This window comes from Klebsiella sp. SWET4 (genome assembly GCF_024296565.1).
Classification (GTDB): Bacteria; Pseudomonadota; Gammaproteobacteria; order Enterobacterales; family Enterobacteriaceae; genus Klebsiella; species Klebsiella variicola.
Genome location: NZ_JANCOB010000004.1, coordinates 1 through 24,099, shown reverse-complemented (window position 1 = coordinate 24,099; position 24,099 = coordinate 1). Strand labels below are relative to the sequence as shown.

At 61.5% G+C, this 24,099-nt stretch carries 14 protein-coding genes, 1 other RNA gene and 1 pseudogene; 12 read left to right on the top strand and 4 right to left on the bottom strand.

Translation table 11 applies throughout. The annotated features are described in order from the left end of the window. Window positions 1–16: 16 nt before the first annotated feature. The 6 genes from NKJ21_RS11405 to NKJ21_RS11380 all read left to right on the top strand — a co-directional run bounded on the left by NKJ21_RS11405 (window position 17) and on the right by NKJ21_RS11380 (window position 11,175). Window positions 17–1,273 carry a CmpA/NrtA family ABC transporter substrate-binding protein gene (locus tag NKJ21_RS11405; RefSeq protein ID WP_032733486.1) on the top strand — a complete coding sequence of 419 codons (1,257 nt, stop codon included), beginning with the start codon at window positions 17–19 and terminating at the stop codon, window positions 1,271–1,273. Between the two features lies 1 nt (window position 1,274). Then, window positions 1,275–2,159, top strand: a complete 885-nt coding sequence (gene ntrB / locus NKJ21_RS11400) for a nitrate ABC transporter permease (RefSeq protein WP_008804396.1) — start codon at window positions 1,275–1,277, stop codon at window positions 2,157–2,159. Between the two features lie 9 nt (window positions 2,160–2,168). Next, on the top strand, window positions 2,169–2,957 hold the full coding sequence (locus NKJ21_RS11395) for an ABC transporter ATP-binding protein (RefSeq protein ID WP_004145418.1): 789 nt from the start codon (window positions 2,169–2,171) through the stop codon (window positions 2,955–2,957). A gap of 10 nt (window positions 2,958–2,967) precedes the next feature. Next, window positions 2,968–7,035, top strand: coding sequence for a nitrite reductase large subunit NirB (gene nirB, locus NKJ21_RS11390; RefSeq protein ID WP_072125864.1), 4,068 nt, complete (start codon window positions 2,968–2,970; stop codon window positions 7,033–7,035). After that, window positions 7,035–9,641, top strand: a complete 2,607-nt coding sequence (locus NKJ21_RS11385) for a nitrate reductase (protein ID WP_080928521.1) — start codon at window positions 7,035–7,037, stop codon at window positions 9,639–9,641. Before nirB ends, NKJ21_RS11385 begins: the two co-directional genes overlap by 1 nt. Before the next feature lie 151 nt (window positions 9,642–9,792). Next, the gene (locus NKJ21_RS11380; protein ID WP_064165870.1) at window positions 9,793–11,175 is read left to right on the top strand and encodes a YchO/YchP family invasin; all 1,383 of its coding nucleotides are present in this window, start codon (window positions 9,793–9,795) and stop codon (window positions 11,173–11,175) included. Here NKJ21_RS11380 and narL read toward each other — a convergent pair. Beyond that, window positions 11,172–11,822 (bottom strand): two-component system response regulator NarL, encoded by a 651-nt coding sequence (gene narL, locus NKJ21_RS11375; protein ID WP_002910198.1) that lies wholly within the window; start codon window positions 11,820–11,822, stop codon window positions 11,172–11,174. The two genes, NKJ21_RS11380 and narL, sit on opposite strands and share 4 nt — an antisense overlap. Window positions 11,823–11,832: 10 nt before the next feature. After that, window positions 11,833–13,611 (bottom strand): nitrate/nitrite two-component system sensor histidine kinase NarX, encoded by a 1,779-nt coding sequence (gene narX / locus NKJ21_RS11370; protein WP_110235698.1) that lies wholly within the window; start codon window positions 13,609–13,611, stop codon window positions 11,833–11,835. A 311-nt stretch (window positions 13,612–13,922) separates the two neighbouring features. Between narX and NKJ21_RS11365 the strand changes: the two genes are divergently transcribed. From NKJ21_RS11365 to narI, 5 genes are all read left to right on the top strand, one after another. Next, on the top strand, window positions 13,923–15,311 hold the full coding sequence (locus NKJ21_RS11365) for a NarK family nitrate/nitrite MFS transporter (RefSeq protein ID WP_032733224.1): 1,389 nt from the start codon (window positions 13,923–13,925) through the stop codon (window positions 15,309–15,311). Window positions 15,312–15,716: 405 nt separating this feature from the next. Further along, the gene (locus NKJ21_RS11360) at window positions 15,717–19,460 is read left to right on the top strand and encodes a nitrate reductase subunit alpha (RefSeq protein ID WP_012967818.1); all 3,744 of its coding nucleotides are present in this window, start codon (window positions 15,717–15,719) and stop codon (window positions 19,458–19,460) included. After that, a complete protein-coding gene (gene narH / locus NKJ21_RS11355; RefSeq protein ID WP_002910193.1) occupies window positions 19,457–20,992 on the top strand; it encodes a nitrate reductase subunit beta in 1,536 nt (511 codons plus the stop codon). Before NKJ21_RS11360 ends, narH begins: the two co-directional genes overlap by 4 nt. Next, window positions 20,989–21,699 (top strand): nitrate reductase molybdenum cofactor assembly chaperone, encoded by a 711-nt coding sequence (gene narJ / locus NKJ21_RS11350; protein WP_012541353.1) that lies wholly within the window; start codon window positions 20,989–20,991, stop codon window positions 21,697–21,699. The genes narH and narJ overlap by 4 nt, the downstream gene beginning before the upstream one ends. After that, window positions 21,699–22,376: a respiratory nitrate reductase subunit gamma gene (narI, locus tag NKJ21_RS11345; RefSeq protein WP_002910189.1), complete on the top strand. Its 678-nt coding sequence runs from the start codon at window positions 21,699–21,701 to the stop codon at window positions 22,374–22,376. The genes narJ and narI overlap by 1 nt, the downstream gene beginning before the upstream one ends. Here the strand turns inward: narI and NKJ21_RS11340 are convergent. After that, window positions 22,373–23,268 (bottom strand): annotated as a pseudogene (locus NKJ21_RS11340) (DMT family transporter). The gene narI and the pseudogene NKJ21_RS11340 overlap by 4 nt on opposite strands. A gap of 107 nt (window positions 23,269–23,375) precedes the next feature. Between NKJ21_RS11340 and NKJ21_RS11335 the strand changes: the two are divergent. Beyond that, a complete protein-coding gene (locus NKJ21_RS11335; RefSeq protein ID WP_004152249.1) occupies window positions 23,376–23,819 on the top strand; it encodes an Lrp/AsnC family transcriptional regulator in 444 nt (147 codons plus the stop codon). 165 nt (window positions 23,820–23,984) lie between these two features. Here the strand turns inward: NKJ21_RS11335 and NKJ21_RS11330 are convergent. Further along, window positions 23,985–24,099, bottom strand: a non-coding RNA gene (locus tag NKJ21_RS11330) — RtT sRNA; the annotation flags it as partial.

Genomic DNA, 24,099 nt, shown 5'->3' with positions numbered 1-24,099 from the left:
GCGTGGTGGAGCGGATATGAGCGACAAGTTTTCAATTTCCCGGCGGCGCTTGCTGCAGGCAGGGGCCGCGCTGGGTGGCGCGATGCTGCTGCCGGGGGTGATGCAGGCCGCATGGGCCGGCGGATCGGACAAACCGGAGCAAACCCGCGTGCGGGTCGGATTTATTCCGCTGACCGATTGCGCGCCGCTGGCTATCGCCGCGGCGAAGGGGTTTGACAAAAAGTATGGCATCACCCTGGTGGCGAGTAAGGAAGCCAGCTGGGCGGCGGTGCGCGACAAGCTGGTGGCCGGCGAGCTGGACGCGGCGCATATTCTCTACGGCCTGCTGTACGGTCTTGAACTGGGGATCGCCAGCAAGCCGCAGGCGATGGCTAATCTGATGACCCTCAACCGCAATGGTCAGGCCATCACCCTCTCCGGTGAATTGCAGGAGAAAGGGGTAACCGACCTCGGCGGGCTGAAACGGCTGATCGACCGCAGCGCGCCGGGCAGCTACACCTTCGCCCATACCTTTCCCACCGGCACCCATGCCATGTGGCTCTACTACTGGCTGGCGAGCGCCGGCATCGATCCCTTTAACGATGTGCGCACCGTCGTGGTGCCGCCGCCGCAGATGGTGATGAACATGCGCATCGGCAATATGAGCGGCTTTTGCGTCGGCGAGCCGTGGAACGCGCGCGCCATTAACGACCGCATTGGCTTCACCGCGGCCACTTCCCAGGATATCTGGCCCGAGCATCCAGAAAAGGTGCTGGGCACCCGTCGCGACTGGGTGGAACGCAACCCGAACACCGCCCGCGCGCTGGTGGCGGCCCTGATGGAGGCGCAGCGCTGGATCGCCGCCTCGCCGGAGAACACTCAGGAGACGGCCCGCCTGCTCGCCAGACGTGGCTGGCTCAATACCAAGGAACAGTACCTCACCGGCCGGATGCTTGGGGAGTATGACAACGGTCTCGGCCGCCGCTGGCAGGATGCCCATCCGATGCGCTTCTGGGCCGGGGGCGAGGTGAGTTTCCCCTGGCTGTCGGACGGAATGTGGTTCCTCACCCAGTTCCGCCGCTGGGGGTTGCTGAAGCAGGCTCCGGATTACCTCGCGGTGGCGTCGCGCATTAACCGCATCGACGTCTGGCAGGCTGCCGCCCAGGCGGTCGGCGGGATCAGCGCCCCGGCAGCCACGATGCGCAGCAGCACACTGATGGACGGTACGGTCTGGAACGGGTCTGACCCGGAAGGCTACGCCCGCCATTTTGCTATTCAACGTAAGGGGGCATGAGATGAAGCAGGCACAACGTAAGCAACCGGTCGTCAGCGTGGAGAACGCGCCTGGCGAAGTGATTATCCTGCCGCCGGTGCAGGTCCGGCGCACCACGCCAACCGTCACGCGCTGGCTGCGTGAGCTCATTCAGCGCCTGCTGCCCCCGCTGTTGGGGTTGGGGGTGCTGCTGCTGGCCTGGCAGCTGGCGGCGATGCACAGCAAAGGTTTTCCCACGCCGCTGAGCACGCTGGACTCGGCGCTGACGCTGTTTGCCGATCCGTTCTATCAGGACGGGCCCAATGACATGGGCATCGGCTGGAACGTGCTGGCCTCCCTGCAGCGCGTGGCGGTGGGCTTCGGCCTGGCGGCGCTGGCGGGCATTCCGCTGGGGTTTTTGATCGGCCGTTCGCTGTTCTTCGCCCGCATGTTTAATCCGCTGATTGCCCTGCTGCGCCCGGTCAGCCCGCTGGCCTGGCTGCCGATTGGCCTGCTGCTGTTCCAGAAGGCGGAGCCGGCCTCCAGCTGGACCATTTTTATCTGCTCCATCTGGCCGATGGTGATCAACACCGCGGAAGGCGTGCGGCGGATCCCGCAGGACTATCTCAACGTCGCCCGCGTCCTCCAGCTCTCAGAGTGGACGGTGATGCGCAAAATTCTCTTTCCGGCGGTGCTGCCGGCGGTGCTCACCGGCGTGCGTCTCTCCATCGGCATCGCCTGGCTGGTGATCGTGGCGGCGGAAATGCTCACCGGCGGGCTGGGGATCGGCTTCTGGATCTGGAACGAGTGGAACAACCTCAATGTGGAAAACATCATCATCGCCATCGTCATTATCGGCGTCGTCGGCCTGCTGCTGGAGCAGGGTCTGATGCTGCTCGCCCGCCGCTTTAGCTGGCAGGACAAATAAGGAGCCAACATGAAACCATTAATTCAGGTACAGGCCGTCAGCCAGCGCTTTAACACCGCCAGCGGCGAGTTCCTGGCGCTGCAGAATGTTTCCTTCGATATCGTCGAAGGGGAGACCATCAGTCTGATCGGCCACTCGGGCTGCGGAAAATCGACCCTGCTGAATCTGATCGCCGGGATCACGACGCCCACCGAGGGCGGACTGCTGTGCGATAACCGGGAAATCGCCGGGCCCGGGCCGGAGCGGGCGGTGGTTTTCCAGAACCACTCGCTGCTGCCGTGGCTGAGCTGTTTCGATAATGTGGCGCTGGCGGTGGATCAGGTGTTCCGTCGCACCATGAGCAAGAGTGAGCGCCGGGAGTGGATCGAACACAACCTGGCGCGCGTGCAGATGGGGCATGCGCTGCACAAACGTCCCGGGGAGATCTCCGGCGGTATGAAGCAGCGGGTAGGTATCGCCCGGGCGCTGGCGATGAAGCCGAAGGTGCTGTTGCTTGATGAGCCCTTCGGCGCCCTGGACGCGCTGACCCGCGCCCACCTCCAGGACACGGTGATGCATATTCAGCAGGAGCTTAATACCACCATCGTCATGATCACCCACGACGTTGATGAAGCGGTGCTGCTCTCGGATCGGGTGCTGATGATGACCAACGGTCCGGCGGCGACGGTCGGTGAGATCCTCGCGGTCGATCTGCCGCGTCCGCGTCACCGCGTTCAGCTGGCGGACGACAGCCGGTATCACCATCTGCGCCAGCAAATCCTGCATTTTTTGTATGAAAAACAGCCGAAAGCGGCGTGAGGAGGCGGTCATGACGCGGCGACTGGTGGTGATCGGTAACGGCATGGCGGCCACCCGACTGGTGCAGCGACTGGTTGAGCGCGACCCCGCGCAGTTTGCCATTACTGTCGTCGGCGACGAGCCGCATCCGGCCTATAACCGCATTCAGCTCTCGCCGCTGCTGGCTGGCGAAAAAACGGCGGCGCAGCTCCCATTGCTGCCGGCGGAGTGGTACACCCGGCACGGGGTGTGCCTGCGGTCCGGCGAGGCGGTCGATGAAGTCGATGTTGAGCAACGGCGGCTGCGCATCGCGGAAACCTGGCTACCGTGGGACGAGCTGGTGTTCGCCACCGGTTCGCGGCCCTTTATCCCGCCGCTGCCGGGCAGTGATCGTCCGCAGGTTATCCCCTTCCGCACCCTGGCGGACGTGGAACGTATTTTGGCGATACCCGGGCCGGCGGTGGTGATTGGCGGTGGGGTTCTGGGTGTGGAAGCGGCGGCGGCGCTGCGTCGCCACGGCGGGGAGGTCACTCTTCTGCATCGCGGCAGCGGATTAATGGCGCCGCTGACCGACGCTTTTGCCGCCGATGAGCTCAGGCAGCAGCTTGAAGCGCGCGGCATCCGCTGTGTGCTGGAATGCCGGATCGCCGCCATCGAAGAGGATGGCGTGCGGCTGGCGGACGGGCGCGCTTTCCGTGCTGCCAGAGTGGTGCTGGCCGCCGGCGTGCAGCCTAACAGCCGTCTGGCGGCGCAGAGCGGCGTGCTGTGTCAGCGGGGGATCGTGGTTGACCGCCAGATGGCCGCCTCGCTGCCGGGGATCAGCGCCGTCGGGGAATGTTGCGAAATTGACGGCCAGACCTGGGGGCTGGTGGCTCCCTGCCTGCGCCAGGCCGAGGTACTGGCGGATCGCCTGTGCGGCGCCCCCGGCGAGGGCTTTGTCTGGCAGGACGCCGGGACCCGCCTGAAGGTTACCGGCATTGAACTCTTTAGCGTCGGGGAGCAGCAGGCCGGCGAACAGGATGACATCTATACCAGCTGGGACCCCATCGATCGCCACTACCGTCGCCTGCTGCTGCGCGACGGCCGCCTGCGCGGCGTGCTGCTGATGGGCGACTGCACCGCCGCCGCCGCGCTCACCGCGCGCCTGGAAAGCGACGAGCCCGCCACCGCGGACTGGCTTTTTGACCCCTCTTCAACGCAGCCGCAGGCTGCAGGAATAATGACAATGACGAAACCTGTATTAGTGCTGGTGGGACATGGCATGGTCGGCCACCATTTTCTCGAACAATGCGTGAGCCGCAACCTGCATCAGCAATATCGAATCGTGGTGTTTGGCGAAGAGCGTTACGCCGCCTACGACCGGGTCCATCTCTCCGAATATTTCGCCGGGCGCAGCGCTCAATCGCTGTCGCTGGTGGCCGATGATTTCTTTCACCAGCACGGCATCGAACTCCGCCTCGGCGAGGCGGTGGCGACGATCGACCGCGACGCGCGGCTGGTGCGAGACGCCGAGGGACATGAAACCCACTGGGATAAACTGGTGCTGGCGACCGGCTCCTATCCCTTTGTTCCGCCGATCCCTGGCAACGATCTCGACGGGTGCTTTGTCTACCGCACTCTTGACGATCTCGACCGTATCGCCGCCCATGCCGCCGCGGCGAAGACCGGAGTGGTTATCGGCGGCGGCCTGCTCGGGCTGGAGGCGGCTAACGCCCTGAAACAGCTGGGGCTGGACACGCACGTAGTGGAGTTTGCCCCGAACCTGATGGCCGTCCAGCTGGATAACGGCGGGGCGGCGATGCTGCGGGAGAAGATCGTCGCCCTCGGCGTGGGGGTGCATACCAGCAAAGCGACCACCGCCATCGTGCGCGAGGCCGACGGCCTGCGGCTGAACTTTGCCGACGGCGGCGCGCTGCGGACCGACATGGTGGTCTTCTCGGCGGGGATCCGTCCGCAGGACGCGCTGGCCCGCGGTTGCATGCTGCAGGTGGGCGAACGCGGGGGCATTCACATCGACGGCCAGTGCCGCACCTCTGACCCGGACGTGCTGGCGATAGGCGAATGCGCCCTGTGGGACAATAAAATTTACGGTCTGGTGGCGCCGGGCTATCAGATGGCGCGTATCGCCGCGGCCACCCTCGCGGGAGAAGACGCCTGCTTTAGCGGCGCCGACATGAGTACCAAACTGAAGCTGCTGGGGGTGGACGTCGCCTCATTTGGCGATGCGCAGGGGCGCACGCCGGGCTGCCAGAGCTATCAATGGACCGATGGTCCGCAGCAGGTGTACAAAAAAATCGTCGTCAGTCAGGACGGCAAAACCCTGCTTGGCGGCGTGCTGGTGGGGGAGGCCAGCGACTATGCCACGCTGCTGCAGATGATGCTGAACGGCATGGCGCTGCCGCCGCGTCCGGAGAGCCTGATCCTGCCCGCGCTGGAGGGCGCCGCGCCGAAGGCGCTCGGCGTCGCGGCGCTGCCCGACAGCGCGCCGATCTGCTCCTGCCATAATGTCAGCAAAGGCGATATCTGCCAGGCGGTGAACAATGGGGCGGGGGATATGGCGGCGATAAAAAGCTGCACCAGAGCGGCCACCGGCTGCGGCGGCTGCAGCGCGCTGGTGAAACAGGTGATGGAGTACCAGCTGGCGGAGCAGGGCGTCGAAGTGAAAAAAGACGTCTGCGAGCATTTCCCGTGGTCGCGCCAGGAGATCTACCACCTGGTACGGGTCAATCATATCCATACCTTCGAGCAGCTGATTAGCCGCTACGGCCAGGGGCACGGCTGTGATGTCTGCAAACCGCTGGTGGCCTCGGTGCTGGCTTCCTGCTGGAACGAGTACCTGCTGAAGCCGGCGCACCTGCCGCTGCAGGATACCAACGACCGCTATTTCGCCAACATTCAGAAGGACGGAACCTATTCGGTGGTGCCGCGGATGGCGGCGGGGGAAGTGACGCCGGACGGGCTGATCGCTATCGGGCAGATCGCCAAACGTTACCAGCTCTACAGCAAAGTGACCGGCGGCCAGCGTATCGATCTGTTTGGCGCGCGGCTGGAACAGCTGCCGGCTATCTGGCGCGAGCTGGCCGACGCCGGGTTTGAAACCGGCCACGCCTACGGCAAGTCGCTGCGCACGGTGAAATCCTGCGTCGGCTCAACCTGGTGTCGCTACGGCGTGCAGGACTCCACCGGGCTCGCCGTGCGCCTCGAGCATCGCTATAAAGGGCTGCGCGCCCCGCACAAAATCAAGATGGCGGTCTCCGGCTGCACCCGCGAATGTGCCGAAGCCCAGGGAAAAGATATCGGGGTGATTGCCACCGATAAAGGCTGGAATCTGTACGTCTGCGGCAACGGCGGGATGAAACCGCGTCACGCCGACCTGTTTGCCAGCGATCTCGACGAAGCGACGCTGATCCGCAGCATCGATCGTCTGCTGATGTTCTATATCCGTACCGCCGATCGCCTGCAGCGGACCAGCACCTGGATGGATAACCTGGAGGGCGGCGTCGCCTATCTGCGGCAGGTGGTGCTGGAGGATAGTCTCGGCATTGGCGAGGAGCTGGAGCAGGAGATGGCCCGGATCGTCGACAGCTACCAGTGCGAGTGGCAGACCACCCTCAACGATCCGCAGCGTCTGGCGCTGTTCCGCTCCTTCGTGAACAGCGACCAGCCGGACGAGGCGGTGCAGCGCCACGAGCTGCGTGGTCAGCCGCAGCTGTTGCTGACTGAGACGTTGCCCGAGGGCGAACTCCCATCCCGGCCGTGGCAGGCGGTATGCGACCTTGACGCCATCCCGGCGCAGGCGGGGATCGGCGCCCGCTTAGGGGAGCGGCAGATTGCCCTGTTCCGCTTTGGCGATCGGGTCTACGCCCTGGACAACCGCGAGCCGGGCAGCGCGGCCAACGTGCTGTCACGCGGGCTGTTAGGGGACGTCGGCGGCGAGCCGGTGGTGATCTCCCCGCTGTACAAACAGCGGATCCGCCTGCGCGACGGCTGGCCGTGCGACGGCAGTGAACAGGCGGTACGCGCCTGGCCGGTGAAAGTGGAAAACGGCAAAGTGTGGGTGGGCAGCCAGCAGCTGCTGGCCCGAGCGGAGGCCTCCTGATGCAGACCATCCGAACGACCTGCCCCTACTGCGGCGTAGGCTGCGGGGTGCTGGCGAGCGTGGACGACGCGGGGCAGGTGAGCGTGCGCGGCGACGATCAGCACCCGGCCAACCTCGGCCGCCTGTGCGTCAAAGGGGCGGCACTCGGGGAGACCACGGGCCTGGCGGGGCGGCTGCTGGCACCGGAGGTCGACGGCCAGCAGGTAGCCTGGCCTCAGGCGCTGGCGGAGACCGCTGCGCGCCTGCAACAGGTTATCGACCAGCACGGCCCGCAGGCGGTGGCCTTCTACGCCTCTGGCCAGCTGTTAACCGAGGATTACTATGCCGCCAACAAGCTGATGAAGGGATTTATCGGCGCGGCGAACATCGACACCAATTCGCGGCTGTGCATGTCGTCGGCGGTGACCGGCTACAAACGGGCCTTTGGCGCCGATGTGGTGCCCTGTAGCTATGAGGATGTGGAAAACAGCGATCTGGTGGTGCTGGTCGGCTCGAACGCCGCCTGGGCGCACCCGGTGCTGTTCCAGCGGCTGGCGCAGGCGAAGCGGGATAATCCCCGACTGCGGATCGTGGTGATCGACCCCCGGCGCACCGCCACCTGCGAGATCGCCGACCGCCATCTGGCGCTGGCCCCGGGGAGCGACGGTGGGCTGTTCGTGGGGCTGCTTAACGCCGTGGCGGAGGCCGGAGCCTGCATCGACGGCTTTCGCGATGGCTCACAGGCGCTGGCCGAGGCGAGAGGCTGGGACGTGGCGAAGGTAGCGGATTTTTGCGGCCTGACTGTCGATGAGGTGTCGGCCTTCTATCGCGAGTTTATCGCCGCCCCGCGGGCGATCACCCTCTACACCATGGGAATCAATCAATCCGCCAGCGGCAGCGACAAATGTAACGCCATCATCAACGTCCATCTGGCCAGCGGGAAGTATGGCCGCCCCGGCTGCGGCCCCTTTTCGCTGACCGGTCAACCCAACGCCATGGGCGGCCGCGAAGTCGGCGGGCTGGCAACGATGCTGGCGGCGCACATGGATTTTGTGCCAGACGATCTGCAGCGGCTGGCCCGCTTCTGGGGGACGGAACGGCTGGCGCAGACCCCCGGGCTGACCGCCGTGGAGCTGTTTGCCGCCATTGGCCGCGGCGAGGTCAAAGCGGTGTGGATCATGGGCACCAACCCGGTGGTGTCGCTCCCTGACAGCCACGCGGTGAGCCAGGCGCTGGCCGCCTGTCCGCTGGTGATCGTCTCGGATGTCGCCGCCCAGACCGATACCGGACATTTCGCCCACATCCGCTTTCCGGCGCTGGCCTGGGGCGAGAAGAATGGCACGGTCACCAACTCGGAGCGGCGGATCTCCCGTCAGCGCAGCTTCCTGCCGCCGCCGGGGGAGGCGAAAGCGGACTGGTGGATCATCGCCAGAGTGGGGCAGGCGCTGGGGTATCGCGAGGCGTTTGCCTGGCAGCATCCGCATGACGTCTTCCGCGAGCATGCGGCGCTGTCCGGTTTCGAAAACGACGGTCAGCGGGCGTTTGATATCGGCGCGCTGGCGGATCTCAGCCGTGAGGCGTGGGAGGCTATGGCGCCGGTGCGCTGGCCGGTCAGTCGCAGCGAGGCCGCCTGGGATATCGCGCGCGGCTGGCATGGCGATGGCAGGCTGCGGATGGTGCCGGTGACGCCTCAACCGACCCGGGCGACCACCGATGTCTTTTATCCGCTGATCCTCAACAGCGGGCGGATCCGCGATCAGTGGCACACCATGACCCGTACCGGCACGGTGCCGCGGCTGATGCAGCATATTGCGGAGCCGGTGGTGGAGGTGGCGCCGCAGGATGCAGTTCGCTACCAGCTTCCCGCCGACGGGCTGGCGCGGATCTGGTCGCGGCATGGGGTGATGGTGGCGAAAGTGACGATCAGCGAAGGGCAGCGCCCCGGCTCGCTGTTTGTTCCGATGCACTGGAACAATCAGTTTGCCCGTCAGGGGCGGGTGAATAACCTGCTGGCCGCCGTCACGGACCCGTATTCCGGCCAGCCGGAAAGTAAACAGGCGGCGGTGGCCATCGCCGCCTGGCAACCGGCCTGGCACAGCGAGCTGCTTTGTCGCGAACCGCTGCCGTTTCCAGCGGCCTGGCACTGGCGGCGGCGGGCAGCGCCTGGCGTGCTGCACTATTCGCTGGCCGGGGAGGCGTCTGCCCGACAGTGGATCAGCGCGTGGTGCGCGCAGCGCGGCTGGCAGCTACAGGTGGCTGACGGCGGCGCGGTATGGAACCTGCTGGCCTGGCATCAGGGGAGGCTGATGCTCGGCTGGTGGAGCGATGCGCGCGAGCCGGCGGTGGATAGCGCATGGATAAGCGCCGCCTTTGCCGCGCCGCCGTCCGATGCCGTCCAACGACATGCGTTGCTTAGCGGCCGACCGGGCGCCGCCGCCGCCCCGCGGGGGCGGATCGTCTGTAGCTGCTTTGGCGTGGGGGAACGGTCAATTAGCGAGGCTATCGCCAGCGGCTGCGCCAGCGTCGGGGCGTTGGGAGCGAAGCTGAAATGCGGGACCAACTGCGGCTCCTGCGTGCCGGAGCTTAACGCGCTGCTGGCGGCGCAACGAACCCGAACCCAGGCGTAACGGTGGCGCGCAGCGACGGCGCCGGTTGGGTGATATGTTGCCCAACCGGTTTCAGCATATTCCTGGAATTGCCCACAGGGCTGCGGGAGCAGGGAAAAAACGATAAACTAACACTTCTTCCCATTTTTGTGAGCCTGCTCAAAATCTGTTGATGCCTGTGTCCTTCCGTTTGTTGCCAACGTTCACCTGTCTCCTGCTGCTGCCGGGCGTTCCCGTCTGGGCGCTGACCGCCAGCGAGACGACCCGCCCCGCGCCAGCGCAAGATCCGCTGCCCGATATGGGGATTGCTCCCCAGGTCGATGACGACGCCCGGCACTTTGCTGAGGTGGCGAAGAAGTTTGGCGAGGCCAGCATGAGCGATAACGGCCTGACGGCGGGCGAGCAGGCGCAGCTGTTCGCCATCAGTAAAATCGGCAATGAAGTGAGCCATCAGCTGGAGAGCTGGCTCTCGCCGTGGGGCAACGCCAATGTCGACCTGCTGGTCGATAAAGAGGGCAAATTCACCGGCAGTAAAGGGAGCTGGTTCGTGCCGTTGCAGGATAACGACCGTTATCTGACGTGGAACCAGTATTCGGTGACCCGGCGCGAGAACGATCTGGTGGGCAACATCGGGCTTGGTCAGCGCTGGCGGGTCGGTGGCTGGCTGCTGGGCTATAACTCGTTTTACGACAAAGTGTTGAGCGAAAGCCTGGCGCGCGGCAGCGTCGGCGCGGAGGCGTGGGGAGAATATCTTCGCCTGTCGGCAAACTATTACCATCCGCTGGGCGACTGGCAACTGCGCGATAATCAGACTCAGGAGCAGCGGATGGCCGCAGGGTATGACGTCACCGCCCAGGCGCGGCTACCGTTCTACCAGCACATTAATACCAGCGTCAGCGTCGAACAGTACTTCGGCGATAGCGTCGATCTTTTTCACACCGGTACCGGCTACCATAACCCGGTAGCCGTCTCCGTTGGGCTCAATTACACCCCGGTCCCGCTGGTCACCGTTACCGCTAAGCATAAGCAGGGGGAAAATGGCGTCAGCCAGAACAATGTGGGCCTGAAGCTAAACTATCGCTTTGGCGTCCCCCTTAAGCAGCAGCTGGCCGCAGACGAGGTAGCGATCAGCAATTCGCTGCGCGGGAGCCGCTTCGATAGTCCGGAGCGGGATAATCTGCCGGTGGTGGAGTATCGTCAGCGCAAAAATCTGACAGTCTATCTGGCCACGCCGCCCTGGGATCTGCAGTCCGGGGAGACGGTGCAGTTGAAGCTGCAGATCCATAGTCTGCATGGCATCAAGGCGCTGCACTGGCAGGGTGACACCCAGGCCCTCAGCCTGACGCCGCCGGTGGATGCCAGCAGCGCGGATGGCTGGAGCGTCATTATGCCGGTGTGGAACAGTGAACCGGGCGCCGCGAACCGCTGGCGCCTGTCGGTGGTGGTGGAGGATAAACAGGGGCAGCGCGTCTCCTCCAATGAGATCGCTCTGGCGCTGACCGAGCCGCTGGTCAAGTTCACCACGCCAGGCGTCTCCTGGACGGACTCGCCTTAGAAAATTCGCTCCTGGTGGACCCATACCGCGGCTTCCACCCGGGATTTGAGCTTCATTTTCTTCAGCATGTGCTTCACGTGTACTTTGACGGTGCTTTCGGTGATATCCAGGCGACGGGCGATCATTTTGTTCGGCAGTCCCTGGGCGATCAGCTTGAGGATGTCGCGCTCGCGCGGGGTCAGCTGGCTGATGTCGCGATCGGAGGTGGCGCGGTTAGCGCGCAGGCTGGCGGCCAGCACCGGGGTTAACGCTTCGCTTAATACCATCTCTCCGGCGGCGGCCTGCTGCAGCGCTTTCAGCAGATCTTCCGGCTCCATATCTTTCAGCAGATAGCCATCGGCGCCGCGCTTCAGGGCGGTGACAACGTCCTCTTCATGGTTGGAGACGCTAAAGACCACCACCCGGCCAGAAAGCGATTTCTCACGCAGTTTGTCCAGCGTTTCCAGGCCATTCATGCCCGGCATATTGAGGTCGAGCAGGATCAGGTCCGGATCCAGCGATTCCGCCAGCTCGATACCTTGCGCGCCATTGCTGGCCTCGCCAATCACCTGGATGTCCGGCGCCATGCTGATCAACTGTTTCACGCCGGTGCGCAGCATCGGATGGTCGTCAATGAGAAGGATGGTTGCCCGTTCCTGTTGACTCATGGGGGTCTCCTTATTGGATGGAAAACGTTTTTTCCGGGATAAACGTGACGATCACTTCGGTTCCGCCGGTTTCCCGGCGTCGTACCTGACAGTCACCGCGCAAGCTCTGGGCGCGATCCCGCATAATAATTAAACCGTAATGGTTACTCCGCTCGGCGTGATCCGGCACGCCGCGGCCGTTATCCGCCACCACCAGACGGACCTGATTATCGCGTTGTGACACCGTCACGGTCACTTCGGTCGCGCTGGCATGCTTCAGGGCGTTGCTTAACGCTTCGCGGGCGATCTGCAGCAGGTGAATGGCCTGATGCGACGGTACAAAGCGCGGCGGAAGCTGATAATCAAGCTGTACCGTAAAGCCGAAGTGGGCGCTGTACTCCTGACAGCTGGCCTCCAGCGCCGGGCGCAGTCCCGGCTCGGTCAGCTGCAGGCGGAAGGTGGTTAACAGCTCCCGCAGCTGGGCCCAGGAGGTATTCAGCTCGTTGCGTATCTGCCCCAGCAGCTGGCGGCTCTCCGCCGGTAAGGCGTCGCCCTGCATCTGCAGACAGCTGACCTGCATCTTCATACAGGACAGCGACTGGGCGATGGAGTCGTGCAGCTCGCGGGCGATAGTGGCCCGCTCTTCCATGACGATCAGCTGCTGCTGTTTCTCCTGATGGCGGTCCAGCGCCAGGGTACTGGTCAGTTGTTCCACCAGGGTATCCACCAGTTGCTGCTGATCGTGGCTGAGATGGCGGCCAACCGGCAGCGTCGCCAGCAGAATGCCGTACTGATTATGCGCATCCGACAGCCGCCACTTCAGCGTTGTTCCGCCATCCGGCAGCGGGGGCAGATTGCGTGGGCAGAGGTAGCAGCCTTTATCATCACATTCATAATCCGAGTGGCAGGTAAACTCCTGGTGATTATCTTCGTCTTCCAGGTCGTAAACCCGTACCTCGATATCGCGCAGCAGCGTCAGCCCCTGCAGGCCATTCAGTACCGGTGAAATCCGCTCGCAGAGCGGGGCGCTGGCATGCAGCCGGCGATTGGCCTGCCATAAGAAAGCAAGGATCTCGTTCTTCTGTTCCAGCCCGGCGGTCTTCTCCTGCACCCGCCGCTCGAGCACCGCGTAGCTTTCCGCCAGCTCTTCCGACATGTTATTCAGCGCCATGCCGAGGGTCGCCATTTCGTTACGCCCGCTGATGTGCGCCCGCTGGGTGAAATCGCGCTGGCTGACCGCCCGCGCCATGCCCAGCAGCTGTTTCCACGGCCGCAGCAGGCGCGCGCGTAACCAGATGATGGTAAAAATCAGCAGCAGCGCCATACCAATGGCGAGAATGCGATGGATCCAGACTACCCGCTCGATACGCTGCTCGGTGGTGTGGTCGAATGCGGTGACCAGCTGGTCGATACGATCGACAAAGTCGGCGACATCCTGAGCCACTTCCGCCTGGTTAATCGCACGCTGCATGCCGGGGGCCAGCGCCTGCTGCCAGTATTGCTGCAGCGCTTTTAACTGTTGTTCCTGGCCGTCGCGGCGGGCGGAATTTTGCAGCTCGGGGCTGAAGACGGTGGCGGTCATGTCCGACACCAGCTTTTGATCGTTTTCATTCAGCGGGATCGCCGCCAGCAGCCGGTAGCTTTGCATACGCAATGAACCGGCCTTGTTAATCGCGTGGGCGCTGCCCTGGACGCCGTTCACCAGACGCGCGGAGATCGCCATGCCGGCGACGCCAATAATGGTGGCGAGCAGCACGATTAACGCCAGTTGATTGACCAGCGTCAGCGGAGTAAAAAGACGTTTTAACATGGAATGCGTGGCTCCTGACCGGTGATCTCTCCGGGAGTGGCGCTTATTCTCGGCTATCCCCTGGAGTATACCCATACCCCTAAAGAGTTACTCCTTAATTGTCGGTGGTAGGCGCTATTGGGGGTGGGGTTATACGCAACCCGGCAGCCGCGTGAAAAACCACACTTTTTTCCTCACCTTTCTCTACTCACTTCGGAGCATGGTTTATTTTTGCACAAATTAGTGCGCGCTTTTCCTTTGATTTATATCAACTTACCGCCCCGGGCAACCCCTAAGGTAGCGGCAGGAAATATGAATAATCAGAGGTATCTATGAGTCAATCTTCCCTACCGGAGAAGGCTAACCGCTCGGTCATTACCGACTGGCGCCCTGAAGATCCTGAATTCTGGCAACAGCGCGGTCACCGTGTGGCGAGCCGTAATCTATGGATCTCCGTTCCCTGTCTGTTACTGGCGTTCTGCGTATGGATGTTGTTCAGCGCCGTCGCCGTTAATCTCAACAAAGTGGGCTTTCAGTTTACGACCGATCAGCTGTTTATGCTGACCGCACTGCCGGCGCTGTCTGGCGCCTTATTGCGCGTGCCTTACGCTTTCATGGTGCCGCTGTTCGGCGGCCGTCGCTGGACGGCGTTCAGCACCGGGATCATGATTATTCCGTGCGTCTGGCTGGGCTTTGCGGTCCAGGATACTTCCACGCCGTTTAGCGTCTTCGTGATTATCTCGCTGCTGTGCGGCTTCGCCGGGGCCAACTTTGCCTCCAGTATGGCTAACATCAGCTTCTTCTTCCCGAAAGCGAAGCAGGGCGGGGCGCTCGGCGTCAATGGCGGCCTTGGTAATATGGGCGTCAGCGTGATGCAGCTGGTCGCGCCGCTGGTGGTGTCGGTCTCAGTGTTTGCCTTTTTTGGCGGGACCGGCAGCGAGCAGCCGGACGGCTCAATGCTGTATCTGGAAAACGCCGCGTGGATCTGGGTACCTTTCCTGATTATTTTCACCCTGGCGGCGTGGTTCTTTATGAACGACCTGTCGGCTTCTAAAGCCTCGCTGAGCGAACAGCTGCCGGTGCTCAAACGCCTGCACCTGTGGATTATGGCGCTGCTCTATCTGGCCACCTTCGGCTCCTTCATCGGATTCTCCGCCGGCTTCGCCATGCTGTCGAAAACCCAGTTCCCGGACGTGCAGATCCTGCACTACGCCTTCTTCGGCCCCTTTATTGGCGCGCTGGCGCGTTCGATGGGCGGGGCGATCTCCGATCGTCTCGGCGGGACTCGCGTGACGCTGGTCAACTTCGTGGTGATGGCTGTCTTCTGCGCGCTGCTGTTCCTGACCCTGCCGACTAACGGCCAGGGCGGCAACTTCATCGCCTTCTTCGCGGTGTTCATGGTGCTGTTCCTGACCGCCGGGCTGGGGAGCGCCTCCACCTTCCAGATGATCTCCGTGATCTTCCGTAAGCTGACCATGGACCGCGTGAAGGCCCAGGGCGGCAGCGAAGCGCAGGCGATGCGCGAGGCGGCGACCGATACTGCGGCGGCGCTGGGCTTTATCTCCGCTATTGGCGCCATCGGCGGCTTCTTTATTCCAAAAGCATTCGGTATCTCGCTGGATCTGACCGGTTCGCCGGCCGGCGCGATGAAAATCTTCCTGATCTTCTATATCGCCTGCGTGATCATCACCTGGGCGGTATACGGCCGTAAGCGTCAGTAATCCGCCGCGTTCATCATGACGTTTGAAAAGGCGCGCTCCCAGGGCGGCGCCTTTTTTTACGTTATTCGTTAGTTACAACATACTAATGGATGATTTGATTCATATTGGCCACAGAGCCGGGAAGGGACGGCTTGCCAGCGAAACGGCTCTACCCCTTAATACCTCCTTTGTTAACAAATCCTTCCATGATGACGGCTTTTTAGGAAAAAGAGCTTATAAAACATAAAATTAAAAAATAGTATCTCATACCACCTTGGTGGTAATCGCGGTTTCCCTCCGCTTTGACAAGCCAGTCCGGATTGATCGCCATCAATTCTCGCCCTCTTTCATAGCGTTACCTTCGCTGCAAATCCAGCAATGTCGATTTATCAGAGAGCCGTCAGGCTCCATATCAGGAGAAACCCGATGAGTAAATTCCTGGACCGGTTTCGCTACTTCAAACAGAAGGGTGAAACCTTTGCCGATGGGCACGGCCAGCTTCTAAACACCAACCGGGACTGGGAGGATGGATACCGTCAACGTTGGCAGCATGACAAAATTGTGCGTTCCACTCACGGTGTCAACTGCACCGGCTCATGCAGCTGGAAGATTTATGTGAAAAACGGTCTGGTGACCTGGGAAACGCAGCAGACTGACTACCCGCGCACCCGTCCGGACCTGCCGAACCACGAACCACGCGGTTGCCCGCGCGGTGCCAGCTACTCCTGGTATTTGTACAGCGCGAACCGCCTGAAATACCCGCTGATGCGTAAACGTCTGATGAAGATGTGGCGGGAAGCGAAAGTTCAGCATAGCGATCCGGTTGAGGCATGGGCCTCGATTATTGAAGACGCCGACAAAGCCAAAAGCTTCAAACAGGCTCGCGGTCGCGGCGGGTTTGTCCGCTCCTCCTGGCAGGAAGTGAATGAGCTGATTGCCGCCTCCAACGTCTATACCGTCAAAACTTACGGTCCGGACCGCGTGGCCGGTTTCTCGCCGATCCCGGCGATGTCGATGGTTTCCTACGCCTCCGGCGCCCGTTATCTGTCGCTGATCGGCGGCACCTGCCTGAGCTTCTACGACTGGTACTGCGACCTGCCGCCAGCTTCGCCGATGACCTGGGGCGAACAGACCGACGTCCCCGAATCGGCGGATTGGTATAACTCCAGCTACATTATCGCCTGGGGCTCCAACGTGCCGCAGACCCGTACCCCGGATGCCCACTTCTTTACCGAAGTCCGCTACAAAGGCACCAAAACCGTGGCGATCACCCCAGACTACGCCGAAATCGCCAAACTCTGCGATCTGTGGCTGGCGCCGAAGCAGGGTACCGATGCCGCGATGGCGCTGGCGATGGGCCATGTGATGCTGCGCGAGTTCCATCTCGATAAACCGAGCCAGTACTTCACCGATTATGTGCGCCGCTATACCGATATGCCGATGCTGGTGATGCTCGAGGAGCGCGACGGTTATTATGCCGCTGGCCGTACGCTGCGCGCCTCCGACCTCGTGGATTCCCTTGGTCAGGAGAACAATCCGGAATGGAAAACCGTCGCCTTTGACGAGAAGGGCGACATGACCGTACCGAACGGTTCCCTCGGATTCCGCTGGGGCGACAAAGGCAAATGGAACCTCGAACAGCGCGACGGTAAAACTGGCGAAGAGATTGAGCTGCGTCTGAGCCTGCTGGGCAGCCATGATGAAGTGGCGAACGTCGGCTTCCCTTACTTCGGCGGCGAAGGTTCTGAGCACTTCAACAAAGTCGACCTCGAAAATATTCTGCTGCACAAACTGCCGGCCAAACGCCTGCAGTTGGCCGACGGCTCCACCGCTTTGGTGACCACCGTTTACGATCTGACCATGGCCAACTATGGCCTGGAACGCGGTCTGAACGATGAAAACTGCGCCACCGGCTACGATGACATGAAAGCCTACACCCCGGCCTGGGCGGAGAAGATCACCGGCGTCTCCCGCGCGCACATCATCCGCACTGCACGCGAATTTGCTGATAACGCCGATAAGACCCATGGTCGCTCGATGATTATCGTCGGGGCGGGCCTCAACCACTGGTTCCACCTCGACATGAACTACCGCGGCCTGATCAATATGCTGGTCTTCTGCGGCTGCGTCGGTCAGAGCGGCGGCGGTTGGGCGCACTATGTGGGCCAGGAAAAACTGCGTCCGCAGACCGGCTGGCAGCCGCTGGCGTTCGCCCTTGACTGGCAGCGTCCGGCACGTCACATGAACAGTACCTCGTACTTCTATAACCACTCCAGCCAGTGGCGTTATGAAACCGTGACCGCGCAGGAACTGCTGTCGCCGATGGCGGATAAATCCCGTTACAGCGGCCACCTGATCGACTTTAACGTGCGCGCAGAGCGCATGGGCTGGCTGCCGTCTGCGCCGCAGTTAGGGGTGAACCCGCTGCGTATCGCTGATGAAGCGAAAAAAGCCGGCATGACCCCGGTGGATTACACCGTGAAGTCGTTGAAAGAGGGCTCGATTCGCTTTGCGGCCGAGCAGCCGGAAAATGGTAAAAACCACCCGCGTAACCTGTTTATCTGGCGCTCCAACCTGCTGGGCTCCTCCGGTAAAGGCCATGAGTATATGCTCAAGTACCTGCTGGGTACCGAGAACGGCATTCAGGGCAAAGACCTCGGCAAGCAGGGCGGCGTGAAGCCGGAAGAAGTCGAATGGCGGGATAACGGCCTCGACGGCAAACTGGATCTGGTGGTGACCCTCGATTTCCGTCTGTCGAGCACCTGTCTCTACTCCGACATCGTGCTGCCGACCGCCACCTGGTACGAAAAAGACGACATGAATACCTCGGATATGCATCCGTTTATTCACCCGCTGTCGGCCGCCGTTGACCCGGCCTGGGAATCGAAGAGCGACTGGGATATCTATAAAGGTATCGCGAAGAAATTCTCTGAAGTCTGCGTGGGCCACCTCGGCAAAGAAACCGACGTCGTCACGCTGCCGATCCAGCACGACTCCGCCGCGGAAATGGCGCAGCCGCTGGATGTCAAAGACTGGAAAAAAGGCGAATGCGATCTCATCCCGGGGAAAACCGCGCCGCATATTATTCCGGTTGAGCGTGATTACCCGGCGACTTACGAACGTTTCACCTCGATCGGTCCGCTGCTGGAAACCATCGGCAACGGCGGAAAAGGCATCGCCTGGAACACCCAGAGCGAGATGGACCTGCTGCGTAAGCTCAACTACACCAAGGCGGAAGGCCCGGCGAAAGGCCAGCCGAAGCTGGAAACGGCCATCGACGCCGCGGAAATGATCCTCACCCTGGCGCCGGAGACCAACGGTCAGGTGGCGGTGAAGGCGTGGAAAGCGCTGAGCGAGATCACCGGTCGCGAGCACGCGCACCTGGCGCTGAACAAAGAAGACGAGAAGATCCGCTTCCGCGATATTCAGGCGCAGCCGCGGAAGATTATCTCCAGCCCGACCTGGTCTGGCCTGGAAGATGAACATGTCTCCTATAACGCTGGGTATACCAACGTTCACGAGCTGATCCCGTGGCGGACGCTGTCCGGCCGTCAATCGCTGTATCAGGATCATCAGTGGATGCGCGACTTTGGTGAAAGCCTGCTGGTCTATCGTCCGCCGATCGACACCCGTTCGGTGAAAGCGGTGATGGGCGAGAAGTCCAACGGCAACCCGGAGAAGGCGCTGAACTTCCTGACCCCGCACCAGAAATGGGGTATCCACTCGACCTACAGCGATAACCTGCTGATGCTGACCCTGTCGCGCGGCGGGCCGATCGTCTGGATGAGCGAAGCGGATGCGAAAGATCTGGGTATCGAAGATAACGACTGGATCGAAGTGTTTAACGCCAACGGCGCCCTGACGGCGCGTGCGGTGGTGAGCCAGCGTGTACCGGCCGGGATGACCATGATGTATCACGCGCAGGAACGCATCGTGAACCTGCCGGGATCTGAAATCACCGGTCAGCGCGGGGGGATCCACAACTCCGTCACCCGTATTACGCCAAAACCGACCCACATGATCGGCGGCTACGGCCACCTGGCCTATGGCTTTAACTACTACGGTACCGTCGGCTCCAACCGCGATGAGTTTGTAGTGGTACGTAAGATGAAGAACATTAACTGGTTAGACGGCGAAGGCAACGACCAGGTACAGGAGAGCGTAAAATGAAAATTCGTTCACAAGTCGGCATGGTGCTGAATCTCGATAAGTGCATCGGCTGCCATACCTGTTCGGTGACCTGTAAAAACGTCTGGACCAGCCGGGAAGGGATGGAATACGCCTGGTTCAACAACGTGGAGAGCAAACCTGGCGTTGGCTTTCCGAACGACTGGGAAAACCAGGAAAAATGGAAGGGCGGCTGGATCCGCAAAATCAACGGTAAACTGCAGCCGCGCATGGGCAACCGCGCGATGCTGCTGGGTAAAATCTTCGCCAACCCGCATCTGCCGGGGATCGATGATTACTACGAGCCGTTTGATTATGACTACCAGAATCTGCATAACGCGCCGGAAAGCAAACATCAGCCGATCGCCCGCCCGCGCTCGCTGATCACCGGCCAGCGGATGGACAAGATCACCAGCGGTCCGAACTGGGAAGAGATCCTCGGCGGCGAGTTCGAAAAACGCGCCAAAGATCAGAACTTCGACAACATGCAGAAGGCGATGTACGGTCAGTTCGAAAACACCTTCATGATGTATCTGCCGCGCTTGTGCGAGCACTGCCTGAACCCGGCCTGCGTCGCGACCTGCCCGAGCGGCGCTATCTATAAGCGTGAAGAAGACGGCATCGTACTGATCGACCAGGACAAGTGCCGCGGCTGGCGGATGTGTATCACCGGCTGTCCGTACAAGAAGATCTATTTCAACTGGAAGAGCGGGAAATCCGAGAAATGCATCTTCTGCTACCCGCGTATTGAATCCGGAATGCCGACGGTGTGCTCCGAAACCTGCGTGGGCCGTATCCGCTACCTTGGCGTACTGCTGTATGACGCAGATGCGATTGAAAACGCCGCCAGCACCGAGAACGAGAAAGATCTGTATCAGCGCCAGCTGGATGTGTTCCTCGATCCAAACGACCCAAAAGTGATTGAACAGGCGTTAAAAGATGGCGTACCGCAGGGGGTCATTGAGGCTGCGCAGCAGTCGCCGGTCTACAAAATGGCGATGGACTGGAAGCTGGCCCTGCCGCTGCACCCGGAATATCGCACCCTGCCAATGGTCTGGTACGTGCCGCCTCTGTCGCCAATTCAGTCGGCTGCGGACGCTGGCGAATTGGGTAGCAACGGTATTCTGCCGGACGTGGAAAGCCTGCGTATTCCGGTGCAATACCTGGCGAACCTGCTGACCGCGGGCGATACCCAGCCGGTCCTGCTGGCCCTGAAACGCATGCTGGCGATGCGCCACTATAAACGTGCGGAAACCGTTGACGGCGTCGTCGATACCCGCGCGCTGGAAGAGGTGGGGCTGAGCGAAGCGCAGGCCCAGGAGATGTACCGCTATCTGGCGATCGCTAACTACGAAGATCGTTTCGTGGTGCCGAGCAGCCACCGTGAACAGGCGCGAGAAGCGTTTCCGGAGAAAAACGGCTGCGGCTTCAGCTTTGGCGATGGCTGCCACGGCTCGGACAGCCAGTTCAACCTGTTCAACAGCCGTCGCATCGACGCTATCGACGTGACCAGCAAAACGGAGCCGCACGCATGATTGAACTCGTGATTATGTCGCGTCTGCTCGAATACCCTGACGCTGCCTTATGGCAGCATCAGCAGGAGATGTTCGAGGCGCTCGCGTCATCAGAGAAACTCAGCAAAGAGGATGCCCACGCGCTGGGCGTTTTCCTGCGCGATTTAGTGGCTCAGGATCCGCTGGACGCCCAGGCGGCCTATAGCGAACTGTTTGACCGCGGCCGCGCCACCTCGCTGCTGCTGTTTGAACATGTCCACGGCGAATCCCGCGATCGCGGACAGGCGATGGTGGATCTGATGGCGCAGTATGAGCGCCACGGTCTGCTGCTTGACAGCCACGAGCTGCCGGATCATCTGCCGCTGTATCTGGAGTATCTGGCGCAACTGCCGGAAGAGGAAGCGCTCGGCGGCCTGCGGGACGTCGCGCCGATCCTCGGCCTGCTCAGCGCGCGCCTGCAGCAGCGCGAAAGTCGCTATGCGGTGCTGTTCGAGCTGTTGCTGAAGCTGGCCAATACCCAGGTCGACAGTCAGAAGGTGGCGGAGAAGATTGCCGACGAGGCGCGCGACGATACGCCGCAGGCGCTGGATGCGGTCTGGGAAGAAGAACAGGTCAAATTCTTTGCCGACCAGGGCTGCGGCGAGTCGGAAATTTCCGCTCACCAGCGTCGTTTTGCCGGAGCCGTAGCCCCGCAATATCTGAATATCTCTAACGGAGGACAGCAATAATGCACTTCCTGAATATGTTCTTCTTTGACATTTATCCGTACATTGCGGGCTCGGTGTTTCTGATCGGCAGCTGGCTGCGCTATGACTATGGCCAGTACACCTGGCGCGCCGCCTCCAGCCAGATGCTGGACCGTAAGGGGATGAACCTGGCGTCGAACCTGTTCCATATCGGCATCCTGGGTATTTTCGCCGGCCACTTCCTCGGCATGCTGACCCCGCACTGGATGTATGAGTCCTTTCTGCCGATCGACGTCAAGCAGAAGATGGCGATGATCGCCGGCGGCGCCTGCGGCGTGATGACCCTGGTGGGCGGGTTACTGCTGCTCAAGCGTCGTCTGCTCAGCCCGCGCGTTCGCGCCACCACCACCGGAGCGGATATTCTGATCCTCTCCTTGCTGATGGTGCAGTGTGCGCTCGGCCTGCTGACGATCCCATTCTCAGCCCAGCATATGGACGGCAGTGAAATGATGAAGCTGGTTGGCTGGGCGCAGTCGGTGGTGACGTTCCACGGCGGCGCGTCACAGCATCTGGATGGCGTGGCATTTATTTTCCGCGTTCATCTGGTGCTGGGCATGACCCTGTTCCTGCTGTTCCCGTTCTCCCGTCTGGTTCATATCTGGAGCGCGCCGGTCGAATACCTGACGCGCAAATACCAGATTGTCCGCGCCCGTCGCTAACTGGCCCGCGACTGCTCACTGACCCCGCCGCGGCGGGGTTTTTTTCGCCCCAGCCGAGGTTATTCCCTGCGGCGGCAAACAGAATAAGCATCCCGCCAATCAACTGCACAGGGGTCAACGCATGGTGGAAGACCAGATAGTCGACCACCATTGCCACCAGCGGATAAATAAAGGAGAGCGAACCGGTAATGGGCGTCGGCAGTTTCTGTATCGCGCTATATAAAAGCTGATACATGATCCCGGTATGGACGATGCCGAGGATCAGCAGATAGCGCCAGGGGAAGCTGGCCGTCCATTCGGGGGCATGCACCAGCGGCAGCAGCATCACGACGCCAACGAGCACCTGAATAAAGGCGATATGCTGCGCGGGGAGCGGATGCAATTTGCGCGCGATAATGGCGGTCAGGGCATAGAAGAATGCCGCGCCCAGCGCCAGCAAAACGCCGGTGGTAAGCCCCTCTCCATGCGCAGACGTCAGCTCGCTTGACAACAGGATCACTACGCCGCCAAAGGCCAGCAGTAGCCATCCCCATTTCACGGCGCTGACCCGTTCCCCCAGCACCATCCCCATCAGTACCAGCATAAACGGCTGGGTGTTATAGACCACGGTGGCCATACCGATTGAGATCCGCGAATAGGCGGCAAACAGCAGCAGCCAGTTGACGACCAGCGCCGCGCCGCCAATTACTGCCAGAGCGAGAGTGAAACGCGTTAGCCGGCTGAAGGGCTGGCCGCTTAACACGATAAACACCAGTAAGGTTAGCGCGCCAATCAGGCAGCGCCAGAACACCACATCCATCACCGGCAAACCAGAGAGCAGCACGAACGCGCCGATCGAGCCGGAGATTATCATTGCCAGGCTCATTTGCCAGACGCCGCGGGTAAGTTGCATTTTTCACCTCCATCATTTTTCAGTTATTGTGCGAAAAACCCTGACAGGGTGATATGGCTGAATTAAGGTAGAAAGACGCGAATGCCTTTTATAATTAGGTGAAAAACATGAATGACGTACTTGATGAAATTGACCGGGCCATCCTCACTTGCCTGACTCAGGATGCCAGAGTCTCGCTAAAGGTATTGAGCGCGCGAGTAGGGCTGACCTCGCCGAGCACGGCCGAGCGGGTGAAGCGCCTGGAGGAGCGGGGCGTCATTCAGGGCTATGGTGCGCGGGTGAATCTCGCCGCGCTGGGCTACAGCCTCCAGGCGCTGGTGCGGGTCCGGCCGCTGCCTGGGCTGCTGCAGAAAGTGGATAAATATATCCAGGCGATGCCGGAATGCATTGAAAGTGACAAAGTGACCGGGGAAGATTGTTTCGTGATGCGCCTCGTGGTGCGCGATATTGCCCAGCTGGATACCCTGCTGGACGGTCTGGCCGAGTATGCGCAGTGTAACACCTCGGTGGTGAAAAGCTCGCCGGTAAAAAGGCGTTTGCCACCGCTGTGAGTTTCCCGGAGGCGGTGCTGCGCACCTGTCCGGGCTACCAGACGGCGCCACCTGTAGCCTCGCTAAGCGAAGCGCGAGCGAGGGGGTAGCAAAACAGTGCTTGTAGCCTCGCTAAGCGAAGCGCGAGCGAGGAGGTAGCAGTACAGGTGGTTGCAGAGAGCGCGAGAATAGAGGGGGAAGGATAACTCGTCGCTATCGCTCCTCGCCCTTCGGACCATTGCCTGCGGCAACGTTCTCTCGCTGGCGCTCGAGTCGAACCTTAGTCGAAGCTTCTCATCCT